This window comes from Gordonia sp. (in: high G+C Gram-positive bacteria) (assembly GCF_049647785.1).
Taxonomy (GTDB): domain Bacteria; phylum Actinomycetota; class Actinomycetes; order Mycobacteriales; family Mycobacteriaceae; genus Gordonia.
In genome coordinates this window covers 1-15,780 of record NZ_JBARYI010000098.1, presented here as the reverse complement: position 1 = coordinate 15,780, position 15,780 = coordinate 1, and the positions used below count along the sequence as shown (strand labels likewise).

Sequence of the window (15,780 nt, the reverse complement as noted above, 5' to 3'; positions counted from 1 at the left end):
CCGGTCGGGACCTACCGCAGGCCAGCGATTCTTGCGGCGACCTGGAGGTCGACTTCGTCGACGGTGGCGGGCGAGAACGACGGATTGCGGTCCTTGTCGACCAGCACGGCTCGGACGCCCTCAGCGAAGTCGTGGTGAGCCGTAATGCGTTCTGCTGCACCAAGTTCACGATCCAAGCACTCGGCCAGCGACGACACCGCACCCTCGCCGATCAGATTCGCCGTCACAGCCAAACTGGTCGGCGACGCCGAGGCCAACTGCTCCAGCATCTGCGCGGCCCACTCATCCCCCACTGCGCCACGCAGTCCGCCGACGATCGCGACAGCATTGTCGTCGTCGAAGTACTGGGCGATCTTCTTCAGTTCCATATCCGTCGACACCGGGTCGCGGTGGTCGGCCAGCACTTCCCTCAGCGGCGCACCCTTGCGGATCCCGTCCGCAACGGTGCCGAGTTCGGCAGATGGCACAAAGTGCGTCGCTAATCCGATCGCCACCGCGTCTATCCCACCGATCCGCGAGCCTGTCAGCCCGAGCCACATGCCGACTCCCTGCGGCAGTCGCGGCAAAAAGTAGGTGGACCCCACATCTGGGATGAACCCGATTGCCGTCTCGGGCATCGCGATCGTCGCCTTCTCGGTGACGATCCGCACCTCACCGTGAACACTGATCCCCAACCCGCCACCCATGGCGGGACCGTCGATCAGCGAAATGTACGCCTTCGGGTACTCGGCAATCAGCTGATTGAGTCGGTATTCGGAACTGAAATACTTTGTCACCTCAGCAGTTTCGCCAGCCAGCACGTGTTCGCGGATAGCGCGGATGTCGCCGCCCGCGCAGAACGCCCGATCGCTCGCCGAGGTGACGAGCACCGTCTCAATGGTGTCGTCGTCGCCCCACTGCTCCAAAATGGCGTGCATGTCGTCGATCATCGTTTGATCGAGAGCATTCAACGCCCGGGGCCGATCGAGAATGATCTCCCCGACGCCGTCGCGCCCGTCGCCACTGTGAATCTCGGTGCGGATGTAAGACATGCGGCCCACGCTATCGCATTGCCGCCGCGCCACTTAGCCGCGCTCTAGCGATTGCTGCTCGCTACGAGTCAAGCACCTCGGCGGCTTCCATCCATTCGGTCTCCGCCGCCTCTTTCGCCGCCACCACGTCGCGGAGTTTCGCATCAAGCTTCGCGAGACGGTCGGGGTCGACAGCCGCGTCGATCATGTCGGCGTGGAGCTTTCGTTCCTGCTCATCGAGTTTGGCGATCTGCCGTTCGGCGCGGCTCAAAGCCTTACGTGCGGCCTGGTGTTCAGCCGCGGACAAGCCCGACGATGCCGGTGCCGCCGGAGCGGAGTTAGCCGACTTCCGGGGCACGGACGGCGCTGCCTCGTCCACCGCGCGGCGTTCCAGGTACTGGTCAATGCCGCGCGGAAGGTTCGTCAACTTGCCGTCGCCGAACAGCGCCCACGTGCTGTCGCAGACTCGCTCGATCAAGTAGCGGTCGTGGCTGATCACCACCAGCGTGCCCGCCCACGAGTCGAGGAGATCTTCCACCTGCTGCAGGGTGTCAATGTCGAGGTCGTTGGTCGGCTCATCGAGGAGCAGCACATTTGGTTCCGCCATCAGGACGCGCGTGAACTGCAGACGACGGCGCTCGCCACCCGACAGATCCGAAATCGGGGTCCGCTGCCGTGCAGGCGAGAAGCCGAGTCGCTCGGCTAACTGGCTTGCCGAGATTTCCTTGTCGCCGAGCATCACTGTGCCGGCAACTTCTTCGACGGCGTCGAGCAGGCGCATCGTCGGATCGAGGTCGTCGAGTTCCTGCCGCAACCAACCGATCGACACGGTCTTACCTTCGATCCGCTTGCCGGGTGCCACCGACACTTCCCCGGCAAGCGCGCGCAGCAGCGTCGTCTTACCGGACCCGTTCACGCCAACCAGGCCAACGCGTTCGCCCGGTGCCAGCCGCCAGGTGGTGTCTTTCAGCAGAACACGGCCCTCGCTACCGTCCGAGGTCGGTGTCTGCAGATGAGCATTTTCGAGTTCGATGACGACCCTGCCGAGCCGTCGCTTGGCGAAGCTCGACAGTTCAACCTTGTCCCGCGGTGGCGGAACGTTGGCGATCAGCTTTTCGGCCGACTCGATGCGATACTTCGGCTTCGACGTCCGCGCTGGTGCTCCGCGACGCAGCCACGCCAATTCCTTGCGCGCCAGATTGCGGCGACGTTCCTCGGCCGCATCGGCCTGACGGTCGCGCTCGGCCCGGGCAAACACCCAGTCGTTGTAGCCACCCTCGTACTCGTCGACGCGACCCGAATGAACCTCCCACGTGCGGGTGGCGACGGTGTCGAGGAACCAGCGGTCGTGCGTCACCACAATCAGGGCGCTACGACGATTCACCAGATGCTCGGCCAACCAGTAGACGCCTTCAATGTCGAGGTGGTTTGTGGGCTCGTCGAGAATCAGCAGATCCGAATCGGTCACCAGCGCAGCAGCCAGCGCGGTGCGACGCCGCTGCCCGCCCGACAGTTCGCCGACCTTGCGGTCCAGGAACCCGTCGACGCCGATTCCGCCGAGGATGCCCCGGATCCGTGCATCGCGCGCCCACTCGTGTTCGGGAACACCGACACCGATCACCGCGTCCGCAACCGTCATCTCTGGATCGAGATCGCCGCGCTGCGTAACGGTCGCAACGTGAATGCCGCCGGCCTGGGAAAGGCGGCCTGAATCAGGTTCGGTGATCCCGGCCAGAATCTCCAGGAGAGTCGTCTTGCCGCCACCGTTGAGGCCGACCACCCCGATCCGCTCGCCCTCGTGCACACCGACGCTGACCTCATCCAGCAGCGGCTTGATGCCGAAGCTCTTGCTGATGCGTTCGGCGTTAATCAGCGAGGTGTTAGTGCGGGGTGCCAAGGAATTTTCCATTTCAGTGAGATCGAGCGGGACGTACATCCCCGCCGGGTTGGTACTGGTGCTGAGTCTAGGACTGTTGGATCAACCGTGCTCCGGGCACCGGTCCGACCGCCGTGCGGACGGCCTTCGCGACACCGGAACCGGACAGTTCAGCGGCGACCCGAACAGCGGCATCCGCATCGGCGCACAGGAAAGCACAGGTGGGACCCGAACCGGAGACGATCCCGGCCAGCGCACCGGCCTCCTTTCCAGCGCGCAGGGTGCGACGCAGCATCGGCTGCAACGACAGTGCCGCCGGCTGTAGGTCGTTGTGCAGGAGTCCGGCGACCGCGTGGACGTCCCCCGAGGTGAGTGCCTGCATCAGGGCATCGGGGCTCGCCGTCCCGGCCGTGACGAGTTGATCGACGGCGCTCGGATCATTTTGGGCCCGATCCCGGAGGCGATCGATTTCGCGGTACACGGCCGGTGTCGACAGGCCTACCCCCGACACGGCAAGCACCCAGTGGAGTTCGCCGCGCTGCAGCACCGGCAGTAGCTTCTCGCCGCGACCGGTACCGAGCGCAACCCCGCCGACAACCGAAAACGGGACATCGGAGCCGAGTTCCGCGGCGACCTCAAGGAGATCATTGCGGGAGATATCGCGACGCCACAGTCGTGCGGCAGCGATCAGTGCCCCGGCGGCGTCGGCCGATCCACCGGCCATGCCACCGGCAACGGGGATGGCTTTGTCTATGGTGATCGCCACCCGCGGATCGGTACCCGCGCGCTCGGCGAGCGCAACGACTGCGCGCGCCGCCAGATTCGTGGCATCGGCGGGAACCTGCTTGCGTCCCTCACCACGCACCGTGACCGACAATTCGTCGGCGTAGCGAACATTGACGTCGTCGTAGAGCGAGAGCGCGCAGTACAGCGTCGACAGTTCGTGGAAGCCGTCGGCGCGGAGTGGTCCCACCCCGAGGTGGAGATTGATCTTTGCCGGCACCCGAGCCGTCGCGCCACCCATCATCGGGCGGCTCCGGCGGCCAAACCGGCGGCGCGACCGGCCTCGGCGAGGCGCACAAAATCGTCGATGTTGCAGCGTTCGCCGCGCAGGCCCGGATCGATATCGGCGGCGCGCAGGAGTTCCTCGGCCCGGGGAGCACTGCCCGCCCACGACGACAACGCCGAACGCAGCGTCTTGCGGCGCTGCGCAAATGCGGCATCGATCGCGGTGAAGGTGCGCACCCGGAGGTCGTTGTCGGTGCCGAAGCGGTCGCGCCGGTCGATGCGGACCAGCCCGGACTCGATCTTGGGTTCGGGCCAGAAAACATGCTTGCCGATGGAGCCTGCGCGGGCGACGTCGCCGTAGAAGCGTGCCTTAACGCTGGGAACACCATAGATACGACCGCCGGGGGTCGCGGCCAAGCGATCTGCGACTTCCGCCTGCACCATCACCAAAGCCACGCGGATGGTCGGGAACTGCGCCATCAAGTGCAGCAGCACCGGGACCGCGACGTTGTACGGAAGGTTCGCGACCAGTGCGGTCGGCGTCTGCGGAAGGTCGTCGGGTCGCACGGTAAGGGCGTCGGCGGTGACGATGTCGAAGTTGGCGGCCTGCGCGGGCGCGAACTCGGCGATGGTCTGGGGAAGGCGCGCGGCGAGCTTTGGATCAATTTCGACGGCAACCACCCGGCCGGCCTCGGCGAGCAACGCCAGCGTCAGCGAACCCAGCCCGGGACCCACTTCCAGCACCACGTCGTCGGCGCCGATGCCGGAGGCCGTGACGATGCGACGGACCGTGTTTGCGTCGTGCACAAAGTTTTGTCCCAGCGTCTTGGTGGGACGCACGTCGAGTTCGGCGGCGAGCGCACGAATCTCCACCGGGCCGAGCAATCGGGGCGACTGCGGCGAGTCAGGGACGGTATTCACCTAGCTATTGTGACTGATAGGTGCGGCAGACACCGATTCCCAGCGCCGAAGCGCTGGGAATGGGTAATCACGTCGGGTCAGCGAATGCCGAGCTGCGAGGTGCACGAGGGCCATGCGCCCCAACCTTGAGCGGCCTGAGTCTTGGAGGCAATCGCAATCTGCTCTTCGCGGGTGGCGAGGTCGGCGCGCGGTGCGTATTCCTGGCCGCCCCAGCGGTCCCAGGTGTTCTGGTCGAACTGGATGCCGCCGTAGTAGCCGTTCCCGGAGTTGATGGCCCAGTTACCGGTCGACTCACACTGGGCGAGACGATCCCAAACGCCGTAAGGCACGAAGGGCGCGCCCGGCTTGGTGCCCACGCGGACGGTGGCCGGCTGCGGCTCAACGAGAATCTTTTCGCCGACCTTGGTCTTCTTGACGACCTTGCCGTTGATGGTCTTCACCGTGTAAGTCACATCGGCCTTACCGGGTGTGCCCGGCTTGTCGACAACCTTGCGGCCCTTGATGAGAGTCGGGTCGTCGGTCTTCTTCTCCGGCGGTTTCACCGCCTCGGTGACGGTCTTGTCTTCGGTCTTGATTCGCACAACGCGGATCGCCATGTCTTTGCTGACCGGAGTGTTGGCGGCCGGGTACACCTCGTCGGTCTTCGACAGCGGTTCGCCAGCCTTCGCAACGAGTTCACCGACGGTCTTCGCGGCGACGGTCGGAGTGGTCCGCTTGCCGCCGTCATCGAGCTTGACGGGCTTGGGCAGGGTCACGTCAAGGTCGGCGCCTGCGACCGGGAGGACGTCGTTGAGCGGCAGTGTGACGGCGCTTTGCGTCATACCGCGTTCGGCGAGCACTTGCTCGACGGTCGACGCGTTGGTGGTGATGTGGACGGGCTTGCCGTCGACGACGAGCTGAATCTTCTTCAGACGGTCGATCGCAATGGTCTGGTTGGCCTGCGGGGTGCTATCGAGCGCAACGTTCACTTTGTCGCCGGGGGAAGGAGTGATGCCGTTATCGCGAAGCACACCGTCCACCGAGAAAGCCATGGTGCTGACGGTGGTGATTTGTCCGTCGACCGCGAGAGTCACTTCTTTGTGCATGGCGGCACCGGTGGCGGCACCGGCCGCGACGGTGACAAGGACGGCACCGAGAGCGGTGCGGGCGCGCATGGACGTGGACGTGTTAATGCGAGTAAATACAGACAATTCTTTTTCCTGCCGGGTTGAGAGAAAGCTATCCGCGACGGCAGCACGGATCACGGTACGGTAACGGTTTGGTAGCTGTTACCGCAACGGCAGCGAGTAGACGCGGCGCGCGTTTGCCCCCAGGATGAGGGCCATCTGTTCATCCGACACGCCGCGCAGCGTCGCCAACGCACGTGCCGTATAAGGCACGCAGTACGACTGATTTGGCTGGCCACGGTAGGGATGCGGGGTCAGGAAGGGCGCATCCGTCTCCACCAAAATCTGCCCGTCGGGGACGATGAGCGCTGCCTCACGCAGTTCAGCCGAGTTGTTAAATGTCACAGTTCCGGCAAAGCTCAACACGTACCCGAGATTGATGCATTCCCGGGCAATCTCGCGGTCGCCGGAGAAGCAGTGCATCACGACCGTCTCGGGTGCGCCTTCGGCGGCGAGCACATCCAGCAGATCGCGATCGGCGTCCCGATTGTGAATCATCAGGGCTTTGCCCGACCGCTTGGCGAGATCGATATGCCAGGCAAACGCGTCCCGCTGCACGGCTGGGTCGGCGCAATCTTCCGACCGCGTCGTCCAGTAGAAGTCGAGGCCGGTCTCGCCGATGGCGACAACCCGTGGGTCCGCCGCCATTTCTTCGAGTTCCGCGCGGGCGTCCTCGGTGAGGTCACCGGCGTGCGTGGGGTGCAGTCCGATGGCCGCGAACGCCCGCTCGTCCCAGTGTGCGGCGGCCACCGCCCAGCGCGCATCGACCATGTCGTCCGCGACGGTCACAACCTGCTGCACACCGACGGCTTCCGCGTGATCGAGAATCGCGCGGACGTCTTCCTCCGTGCGACCACCGCACGCAGCGAGGTGGGTATGCGCATCAACCAGACCCGGAAGTGGTTCGGGATCTGGCGGCGGCATCCGCCGTTGACGCTTACGGATCTCCTTCGCGGAGAGTTCCCCAGACGATTCGGTCACCGCTCTAGGGTGCCTGACTCGTCAGATCCGCGCACATCGCACCCCGCTCTCACCTCGTCGGCCACTCAAAAACGTTTCGTCCGTACTTTGGGCCCAAATACTGGGCCCAAAGTACGGACGGGACGCTTCTTCTTGAGTTATGCGCCAGCGCGGAGGAACTCGCCGGTGCGTTCGGTACCGAGCACCGGCAGCGGCTCACCGGCATCAACTACTTGGCGGCCACCGACGAAGACGGCGTTCACCGTCGCGTCGTTGCGGTTCACCATGCGCGATAGCCCGTCGTACTCGGGAACCGGGGCCTCCGCGTAACCGTCAAGGCTGTCGTCCAGGTGGGCCGGATCAATAACGACAATGTCGGCGCGATCACCAACGCGCAGATGGCCGGCGTTGATGCCGTACCAGTCGGCGAGTTCACCGCTGAGGCGATGGACAGCCTGCTCGACGGTCATGAATGGCGTGCCCGCCTTCTGCGCATCGTTCACGCGACGCAGCAGGCGCAGACCGAAGTTGTAGAACGACATGTTCCGCAGGTGGGCACCGGCATCGGAAAAGCCGAGCTGAATCCCCGGGTCGGAGGCAAACTTGTTCAGCACCTCGGGGCGGTGGTTCGAGATCGTCGTCCGCCACCGAAGCTTCTTACCGTGCTCCACCAGCAGGTCGAGGAAAGCATCGACCGGGTGGACGCCGCCGCGATCAACACCGACCTGACCGAAGGTTTTGCCAACCACGGTCGCATCAGGGCAGTCGACGATCTCCGCGTCGAAAAAGTCGCGGTGCCACACGCGCGGCCCATACTTCTTGTCGTAATCCTTGCGGAAGGCGCGGCGGTAGTTCTCGTCGGTCAGCAGCGCGTGCTGTTCGTCGAGACGGTTGGCGAGGTCCAGGGCTGCGGCACCGGAGCCGAACTCTTCAAAGACCGGGAGGTCGATGCCGTCCGAATACACCTCGAACGGGACCGGCAGGTGCTGCCAGCGGAAGTCACCGCCCATCGCGTTGACGGTGCGCGCCATCAGTGGGAAAAGCTTGGCAATGCCGGGAATTGCTTTGACGTCGGCCGCCGAAAGCAAACTGACCTTCAGGTTGGGGCGGAACAACCCGATGGTGGACAGGGTCATCGCCACCATGCTCTGCGGGCGCCCCACATCGGGTCCACCCTGCAGGGCACGACCGCGCTTGCGCAGGATCGTGTTGAGACGGCTGCGCTCCTTCGGCTTGGCGTACGTCGACGGCAGGGTCCGCGAGCGGCAGACTTCGCCGTCGAGTTTGTCGAACAGCAACTGTTGGCTCGACATGCCAACGAAGCCAGCATCGAGGGCGTCCTCGAGGTGCTTCTCGATCGCGCTCAACTCGGCGGGGGTCGGTCGGACATCCTTGCGGGTAGCACGCTCCAAGCCCATTTCGGCGGCGCGAATATCCGAATGGCCGATGAAAGCGGCGACGTTCGGGCCCAGCGGCAGCTCCTCAAGCGCCTGCACATAACCCTCGGCCGACGACCACGTCTTCTTCTCATCCAAGGCCGCGACCACATGCTTGCGCGGAATGGCCTCCACGCGGCCAAAGAGATCGCCAGCGTCCGAGGAGTTCACGTGCACGGTCGATAGGGAGCACGAGCCGACGATGATCGAGGTGACACCGTGGCGAACAGACTCCTCCAGCCCCGGCCGCAGCAGGACTTCGACGTCGTAGTGGGTATGGATATCGACGAAGCCGGGGACGACCCATTTACCTTCGGCGTCGATCACGGTGTCGCAGCCGGTCTCATCGAGGTCTTTGGTGCTGACGTCAGCAATCCGGCCATCACGGATTCCCAGGTTGCGCACCAGCGACGGCCCGCCGGTGCCGTCGAACCATTGGCCGTTCTTCACGATCGCGTCGTAGGTCATCGCCCATCAACTCCATAACTTTGGTGCGACGACACCCGCCGCCGCACACATTCTGTGACTGAAGTCATAATTGGACTTCGCTGACAGTCTGTCAAGTGACCGGCATGCAATTCACTCACTGCCATTGGGGCTTGTCAGGTGAGAGTCTGTGCGCCACAGTGAACAGGTGAGCACGCCGAGCCAAACCAAGTCGTCTACCCGCGTCTCGCTGCGCGAAGAACAAAAGCGGACGACGCGCGCAAAACTCCTCGAAGCGGCCCGCACACAGTTCGCGAACCGCGGCTATGCGGCCGTCACGATTGACGACATCGTCAGCGACGTCGGGTGCAGTCGGGCAACCTTCTACCTGCACTTTCCGGCAAAGATCGATGCGCTGCTCGCCCAAGCCAACTCGCAAGTGGGCCCCAGCGCCGTCACCATCTACCAAGACCTCGACCAGGTTCTCGCGACCGGTTCGCGCGATGAGTTCTCCGCTTGGATAATGCGCGCCCTCGACTGGTTCAGCGAGTACAGCGAACTTTTTCAAGCGTGGGACGAAGCCACCACCTTGGAGCCGGAATTCCGGTCAATCGCCCGCGAAGGCATCGCCACCCTCCCCGACTCGATGACCCAATACTTGTCACGGTGGCCCGACGACCGTCGCGAAGAAGCCCGCCTGCGGGTGGAACTCCTCGCGACCCAACTGGAGCGCTTCTTCACCCGCTGGGTCACATTCGGCACCATCGACGGTTCAGCCGAACTTGCCGTCCGCGTCCTCACTGATGTCTGGTATCCGGCGCTGACCGTCCCGGCGCGGTAGCGTCGAAAGGGTGCTGGGACTTCCACGCGACGTCACCGTCGCCCTCTTCGACCTTGACGGCGTCCTCACCGACACCGCCTCCGTTCACCGCGTCGCATGGGCCAACGCTTTTGACGCCTTCCTGCGCGACCGCGCGGGCGGCGACATCGCTGACCGCACCGATGAACTGCGACCGTTCACCGATCAGGACTACTTCGATTACGTCGACGGGCGCCCCCGAATGGACGGCGTGCGGTCGTTCCTGAAATCGCGCAACCAAGCCTTTGACGATGCTCAGGCCAATGCGATCGCCACCGGAAAGAATGACGCCTTCCTCGCTGCACTCGAACGCGACGGCGTCACCGCCTATCCCGGTTCGGTCCGCTACCTGCACGCTGCCCGGGACGCCGGTCTGCACATCGCGGTCGTGACCAGTTCCCGCAATGGGGAGCAAGTCCTGGCTGCGGCCGGGCTGTCGGAGTTCGTCGAGCAGCGCGTCGATGGCAACACGATTATCGACGAGCAACTCGCCGGGAAACCAGCTCCCGATTCGTACCTTCGCGGCGCGGAACTGATGGGCGTTCCACCCGCCGCCGCGGCAGTCTTCGAAGACGCGATTTCCGGGGTTCAGGCGGGTGCCGCCGGTGACTTCGGTTACGTCGTGGGAATTGATCGCGTCGGTGGCGGCCAGTCTGCGGCCATGCGGGCCGCCGGTGCCTCTATCGTCGTTGGCGACCTTGATGAATTATTAAGTGGCGTTGAATCGTTAAGTGGCGATGACTAGTTGACCGGCAACAGTGCTGTTGCCGACAACTGACGTCCTATCCGCGAGCATGCTCCCGTCAACGAAGGACTGCCTGTGATCGAGCCGACCACCAGCGAATTGGCCCACACCACGCACGGCGACACGTCGAGCCACACCGACCCGGTCAACGTGCCCCACCACGGCATGCATCCGGCTGAGGGCTTCGACGTGAGCCCCTGGCAGTTGCGGTGGCGCGGCCTCGACATCGACATGATCGGCCGCACCGAAACCCTCTTCGCGCTCTCCAACGGGCATATTGGTTTGCGCGGGAGCTTTGAAGAGGGCGAGCCCGTCGATCTGCCGGGTACCTACCTCAGCGGTTTTTACGAACTACGCGACCTGCCGTATGCCGAAAGTGGTTACGGCTACCCCGAATCCGGGCAGACCGTCGTCAACGTGACCGACAGCAAGGTCATCCGCCTCCTCGTGGAAGACGAGCCGATGGACTTGCGGTACGGCCGCACCGTCGAACACGAGCGCGTCCTTGATTTCCGGACCGGCACCCTTCGGCGCAACACCCTGTGGACATCACCGACCGGCCGCACCGTCCGCATCCGCTCGGAACGGCTCGTATCCTTCACCAAACGCGCCGTCGCAGCCATCCGCTACGAAGTCGAACCCATCGGCGAAGACATGAAGCTGGTCCTGCAATCGGACCTGCTGGCGAACGAGCCGATCTCCGGTGCCTCCGCCAAGGACGACCCCCGCCTCGCGGCCGCCCTCGAGCAGCCGCTGGTGTCCGACCTTGCCGACTGCGAAGGCCTTTCCGCGGTCCTGGTTCACCACACGCGGCGGTCGGAGCTGTCGGTGGCCGCGGGAATGGACCACGAGGTCGAACTCCCGTCAACCGCGGACTGCACCATTCGCGCCGACGGGGACCTCGCCCGATTGACCATCGCCGCGACCGTCCCGCAGGGCACCAAACTGGTGCTGACCAAGTACATGGGTTACGGCTGGTCGGCGCGGCGTTCGGTACCGGCTTTGCGGTCGCAGGTCGACGCAGCGCTCGCCATGGCTAAGGAAACCGGCTGGGACGCGCTGAAGCAGGAGCAGGCCGATTACCTCGACGAGTTCTGGCTCGACGCCGACATCGAACTCGACGGCGATCCCGAAATGCAGCAAGCCGTGCGCTTCTCGCTGTTCCACGTCTTGCAGGCCGGTGCGCGCGGGCAGTCGCGGGCAATCCCGGCCAAGGGGCTCACCGGACCCGGGTACGACGGCCACACCTTCTGGGATACCGAGAGCTTTGTGCTGCCCATGCTCACTTACACCGTTCCCGCGGCGGCCGGCGAGGAACTTCGGTGGCGTCACGCCACCCTGCATCAGGCGAAGGCACGGGCAGCAGAACTCGCCCAAGACGGTGCCATGTTCCCGTGGCGCTCGATCAATGGCGACGAGTGCTCAGGCTACTGGCCCGCTGGCACCGCGGGCATTCACGTGTCCGCCGACATCGCGAACGCGACGGCCCGCTACATCCGGGCGAGCGGCGACGAGGCCTTCGAAGTGGAGTGCGGCGTCGAACTTCTCGTCGAGATCGCCCGCTTCTTTGCTGGCTTCGGGCACCACGATTCCGCTGGCCGCTTCCGAATTGACGGCATTACCGGCCCCGACGAGTACACGGCCATCGTCAACAACAATGTGTTCACGAACCTGGCCGCGCAGCAGGCCTTCCGCGATGCGGTCGCCTCATGCTCACGGCAGCCAGCCGTCTCCGCCGCGCTCGGCGTCACCGACGAGGAGACCGCCCACTGGACAAGGTGCGCGGACGACATGACAATTCCCTACGACGACGCCCTCGGCGTTCACCAGCAATGCGAGGCGTTCACCCTCCTCGACAAATGGGATTTTGAACGATCCCGCGACCGGTACCCCCTGCTGTTGAACTATCCGTACTTCGATCTGTACCGCAAGCAGGTCGTCAAGCAGGCCGACCTCGTCTTCGCGATGTACCTGTTCGGCGACCGCTTCTCGGCCGAGCAGAAGTTGGCGAACTTCGACTACTACTACCCCATCACCGTTCGCGACTCGTCACTGTCTGCCTGCTGTGAGGCGGTCACGGCAGCCGAGGTCGGCTACCTCGATCTCGCCTACGACCTGCTCAGCGAGTCCGTGTTCACTGACCTGCACGACCTTCACAACAATGTGTCGTCGGGTTTGCACATCGCGGCGCTGGCCGGTGCCTGGACCGATTGTGTCGCCGGGTTCGGCGGCATGCGCGACTTCGACGGGCAGATCACCTTTGCCCCGCGCCTGCCAACCCAACTCGGGTACATGTCGTTCCGCATGGTGGTCCGAGAGTCGCGGATCGTGGTCGCTGTCGATCAAGAAAAGGCCACGTATCGACTGTTGTCGGGTCCGACCCTCGAGTTGGCGCACCACGGTGAGCGCTTCGTGTTGAGCGATGCGCCGGTCACCTTGGACATCCCGAAGGTCGAAAAGCGGACGCCTCCGCAGGCACCTCCGGGCTGCGAGCCGTACCAGCGGTCCGCGCGCTGACGGTTCGCCCGTACAATCACCGTATTATGCCGAGCGAGTCTTTTGGCGCGTCGTCGCCCTTTTACATCACCACCGCCATCGCGTACCCGAACGGCGCCCCGCACATCGGGCACGCCTACGAATTCATCTCGGCTGACGTGCTGGCGCGGTTCAAGTCGTTGGATGGTTTCGACGTCCGGTTCCAGTCTGGTACCGACGAGCACGGCCAGAAGATGCAGCAAACCGCCGAGAAGGAAGGCGTGTCGACGGCAGAACTCGCGAAAACGAACTCCGACCGTTTCGAGACTCTGCACCAGACGCTCGGCACCGATCTGAGCCGCTTCATCCGCACCACCGACACCGATCACCACCGCGCTTCGGAGGAGATTTGGAAGCGGATGGAAGCGGCTGGCGACATCTACCTCGATTCGTATGCCGGCTGGTACGACGTCCGCGACGAGGCCTTCTACGCCGCCGACGAGACCAGCCTCAACGAAGCTGGCGAACGCATCGCCACCGAGAATGGGCACGTCCTGACATGGACGGAAGAGCAGACGTACTTCTTCCGACTGTCGAACTACCAGGATCGACTGCTGGCGCTCTTCGACGAACATCCCGAGTTCATCGGTCCCGATGTCCGACGCAATGAGGTCCGCAGCTTTGTGGCTGGTGGCCTCAACGACCTGTCGATTTCTCGCACCACGTTCGATTGGGGTGTCAAGGTTCCGGGCGCACCCGATCACGTCATGTACGTGTGGGTCGATGCCCTGACCAATTACCTGACCGGCGTTGGTTTCCCCGACGACGAAGCGACGCTCGCCAAGTACTGGCCCGCCGACCTCCACATCATTGGCAAAGACATCATCCGGTTCCACTGCGTGTACTGGCCTGCATTCCTGATGAGCGCTGGCATCGAGGTCCCGAAGCGGGTCTTCGCGCACGGGTTCCTGTTCAACCGCGGCGAAAAGATGAGCAAGTCGGTCGGCAACGTCGTTGACCCGAACGAATTGGTCGAGCAATTTGGTCTCGACGCGGTCCGCTTCTTCTTCCTCCGCGAGGTGTCGTACGGGCAGGATGGTTCGTATTCGGCCGAGGCCATCGTCTCCCGAAACAATGCCGACCTCGCCAACGAGTACGGCAACATGGCGCAGCGGACGCTGAGCATGATCGGCAAGTACTTCGAGTCGGTGGTCCCGACGCCCGGCGAGTTCACCGCCGAGGATCGGGCATTGCTCGACGCCGCCGACGCACTGCTGCCGAAGGTGCGGGAGCAGTTCGACAAGCAGGCCATCCACCTCGGCATCGAAGCACTGTGGTCGGTCTTGGCAGAGGCGAACCGGTATGTGTCGTCGCAGGAGCCGTGGAAGCTGGCGAAGACCGATCTGGGCCGCACCGGCACCGTCTTGTACGTGTGCGCCGAGGTGGTTCGGATCGTGACGCTGCTGGCGCAACCGGTGATGCCGGGCTCAACGTCGACCCTGTTGGATTTGTTGGCGGTGGACGCCGATCCATCTGCCCGCCAGTTCACGGCGGTCACGGACCGACTGGTGTCGGGCGCGGTGCTCCCGAAGCCCTCGCCCGTCTTCCCGCGCCAAGAAGTCCCCACCGAAGACGGTGCCTAGCACCGACGCGAGTGCCCGCGGAGTTACCCCGGGCTCATCGAGTAGCGCCTTTGCCCCCTCAGCGCTCGACGTTGTCCGCGCGCTCAACGCGCACACGCGGCGACTTGGGCTGCCTGGGCCAGCCGCACTCATCGGCGACTGGGCTGATGTCGACGCGGTAATCGCGCCGTCGATCGAACTGGTCGCCGGGTGCGCGCCACCGGCGAACCCGGACCGGTTTTGGTTCGGTGCACTCTCGTTTCCGGTGCGGGTCGACGAATCACCGCTACCGGAGGTCGTTGGCGGGCTGGTGGATGGCGTTCTGCTGCTGTCGGACGGTGAATGGTTGTGGCGGAGTGTCACCGGTGCCCCGCAGCCGGACTGGGTAAGGCAGGCCCGGCAAACTGTGGCCCACTCCGAGCCGTGGCAAACGGATTGGGCTACGCCGAGCCGCGACGCCCATCTTGACGCCGTCGAGCATTGTTTGGACGCGATTCGCGCCGGCGAGGTGTACCAGGCGTGTGTGTGCACACAGTTCCGTGGCCAACTGACCGGAAACGCCCTCGATTTCTTCGCCGATATCGCGGCGACGACGGCCCCCGCTAAATCAGCCTGGTTGTCCGGCGAGTGGGGATCGATCGCCAGTTTTAGCCCAGAGTCCTTCCTGAACCGACGAGGTACCCATGTCACGTCGTCCCCAATCAAAGGCACGGTCCCAGCTGCGACCGATCCGGCGGTCTTGAGCGCGTCGTCGAAGGACATCGCGGAGAATGTGATGATCGTCGACCTGGTCCGCAACGATCTTGGCCGCGTCGCCCGGATTGGGTCGGTGACCGTTCCGGACCTGCTCACCGTTGTGGGAGCACCGGGCGTGTGGCATTTGGTATCGACGGTGGCAGCCGAGCTCAACGCGGACGTCGGACATGACGCGCTGCTCGACGCGACGTTCCCGCCCGCTTCGGTGACCGGGACGCCGAAGATTCGCGCGATGGAACTGCTCGCGGATTGGGAAGGCGACGCCCGCGGAGTTTACTGCGGCGCTATCGGAGTGGCAGGGCCCGACGGGCTCCTCGATTTGAATGTCGCGATCCGCACGGTCGCCATCACGCCCAGCAACAACCTCACTTTGGGAGTGGGCGGCGGCATCACCATCGACTCCTCCCCCTCCGCCGAGTGGCAAGAATGCCTCGACAAAGCCGCATCAATCGTCGACTTCTCCGCCTGACGCACCCCGCCCCCTTGCCCGTTCCCGCATGATGCGTCGATTCCCGCACTA

12 protein-coding genes are annotated in these 15,780 nt (G+C 64.4%); 5 read left to right on the top strand and 7 right to left on the bottom strand.

Annotated features, from left to right (window positions below; genetic code table 11):
• Positions 1 to 11 precede the first annotated feature (11 nt).
• The 7 genes from WBA38_RS17805 to WBA38_RS17775 form a co-directional block, all read right to left on the bottom strand.
• Positions 12 to 1,031: an enoyl-CoA hydratase/isomerase family protein gene (locus WBA38_RS17805; RefSeq protein ID WP_424323232.1), complete on the bottom strand. Its 1,020-nt coding sequence runs from the start codon at positions 1,029 to 1,031 to the stop codon at positions 12 to 14.
• Positions 1,032 to 1,092: 61 nt separating this feature from the next.
• Positions 1,093 to 2,919 (bottom strand): ABC-F family ATP-binding cassette domain-containing protein, encoded by a 1,827-nt coding sequence (locus WBA38_RS17800; RefSeq protein ID WP_424295336.1) that lies wholly within the window; start codon positions 2,917 to 2,919, stop codon positions 1,093 to 1,095.
• Positions 2,920 to 2,974: 55 nt separating this feature from the next.
• Positions 2,975 to 3,910 (bottom strand): 4-(cytidine 5'-diphospho)-2-C-methyl-D-erythritol kinase, encoded by a 936-nt coding sequence (locus WBA38_RS17795; RefSeq protein ID WP_424323231.1) that lies wholly within the window; start codon positions 3,908 to 3,910, stop codon positions 2,975 to 2,977.
• Positions 3,910 to 4,815, bottom strand: coding sequence for a 16S rRNA (adenine(1518)-N(6)/adenine(1519)-N(6))-dimethyltransferase RsmA (gene rsmA / locus WBA38_RS17790; RefSeq protein WP_424295315.1), 906 nt, complete (start codon positions 4,813 to 4,815; stop codon positions 3,910 to 3,912). The genes WBA38_RS17795 and rsmA overlap by 1 nt, the downstream gene beginning before the upstream one ends.
• 77 nt (positions 4,816 to 4,892) lie before the next feature.
• Complete coding sequence (locus tag WBA38_RS17785) at positions 4,893 to 6,005, bottom strand: transglycosylase family protein (RefSeq protein WP_424293975.1); 1,113 nt, start codon at positions 6,003 to 6,005, stop codon at positions 4,893 to 4,895.
• A 78-nt stretch (positions 6,006 to 6,083) separates the two neighbouring features.
• Positions 6,084 to 6,905, bottom strand: coding sequence for a TatD family hydrolase (locus tag WBA38_RS17780; protein ID WP_424293976.1), 822 nt, complete (start codon positions 6,903 to 6,905; stop codon positions 6,084 to 6,086).
• Positions 6,906 to 7,099: 194 nt separating this feature from the next.
• The gene (locus WBA38_RS17775; RefSeq protein ID WP_424293841.1) at positions 7,100 to 8,845 is read right to left on the bottom strand and encodes an N-acyl-D-amino-acid deacylase family protein; all 1,746 of its coding nucleotides are present in this window, start codon (positions 8,843 to 8,845) and stop codon (positions 7,100 to 7,102) included.
• Between the two features lie 166 nt (positions 8,846 to 9,011).
• Here WBA38_RS17775 and WBA38_RS17770 point away from each other — a divergent pair, with 166 nt between their 5' ends.
• The 5 genes from WBA38_RS17770 to WBA38_RS17750 all read left to right on the top strand — a co-directional run bounded on the left by WBA38_RS17770 (position 9,012) and on the right by WBA38_RS17750 (position 15,729).
• Positions 9,012 to 9,644, top strand: coding sequence for a TetR/AcrR family transcriptional regulator (locus WBA38_RS17770; protein WP_424323230.1), 633 nt, complete (start codon positions 9,012 to 9,014; stop codon positions 9,642 to 9,644).
• A 10-nt stretch (positions 9,645 to 9,654) separates the two neighbouring features.
• Positions 9,655 to 10,407, top strand: a complete 753-nt coding sequence (locus WBA38_RS17765) for an HAD family hydrolase (protein ID WP_424293843.1) — start codon at positions 9,655 to 9,657, stop codon at positions 10,405 to 10,407.
• Positions 10,408 to 10,572: 165 nt separating this feature from the next.
• Positions 10,573 to 12,924, top strand: coding sequence for a glycoside hydrolase family 65 protein (locus tag WBA38_RS17760; RefSeq protein ID WP_424293846.1), 2,352 nt, complete (start codon positions 10,573 to 10,575; stop codon positions 12,922 to 12,924).
• A 26-nt stretch (positions 12,925 to 12,950) separates the two neighbouring features.
• The gene (gene metG, locus WBA38_RS17755) at positions 12,951 to 14,525 is read left to right on the top strand and encodes a methionine--tRNA ligase (RefSeq protein ID WP_424293844.1); all 1,575 of its coding nucleotides are present in this window, start codon (positions 12,951 to 12,953) and stop codon (positions 14,523 to 14,525) included.
• Positions 14,518 to 15,729, top strand: coding sequence for an aminodeoxychorismate synthase component I (locus WBA38_RS17750; RefSeq protein WP_424323229.1), 1,212 nt, complete (start codon positions 14,518 to 14,520; stop codon positions 15,727 to 15,729). The genes metG and WBA38_RS17750 overlap by 8 nt, the downstream gene beginning before the upstream one ends.
• Positions 15,730 to 15,780: the final 51 nt, after the last annotated feature.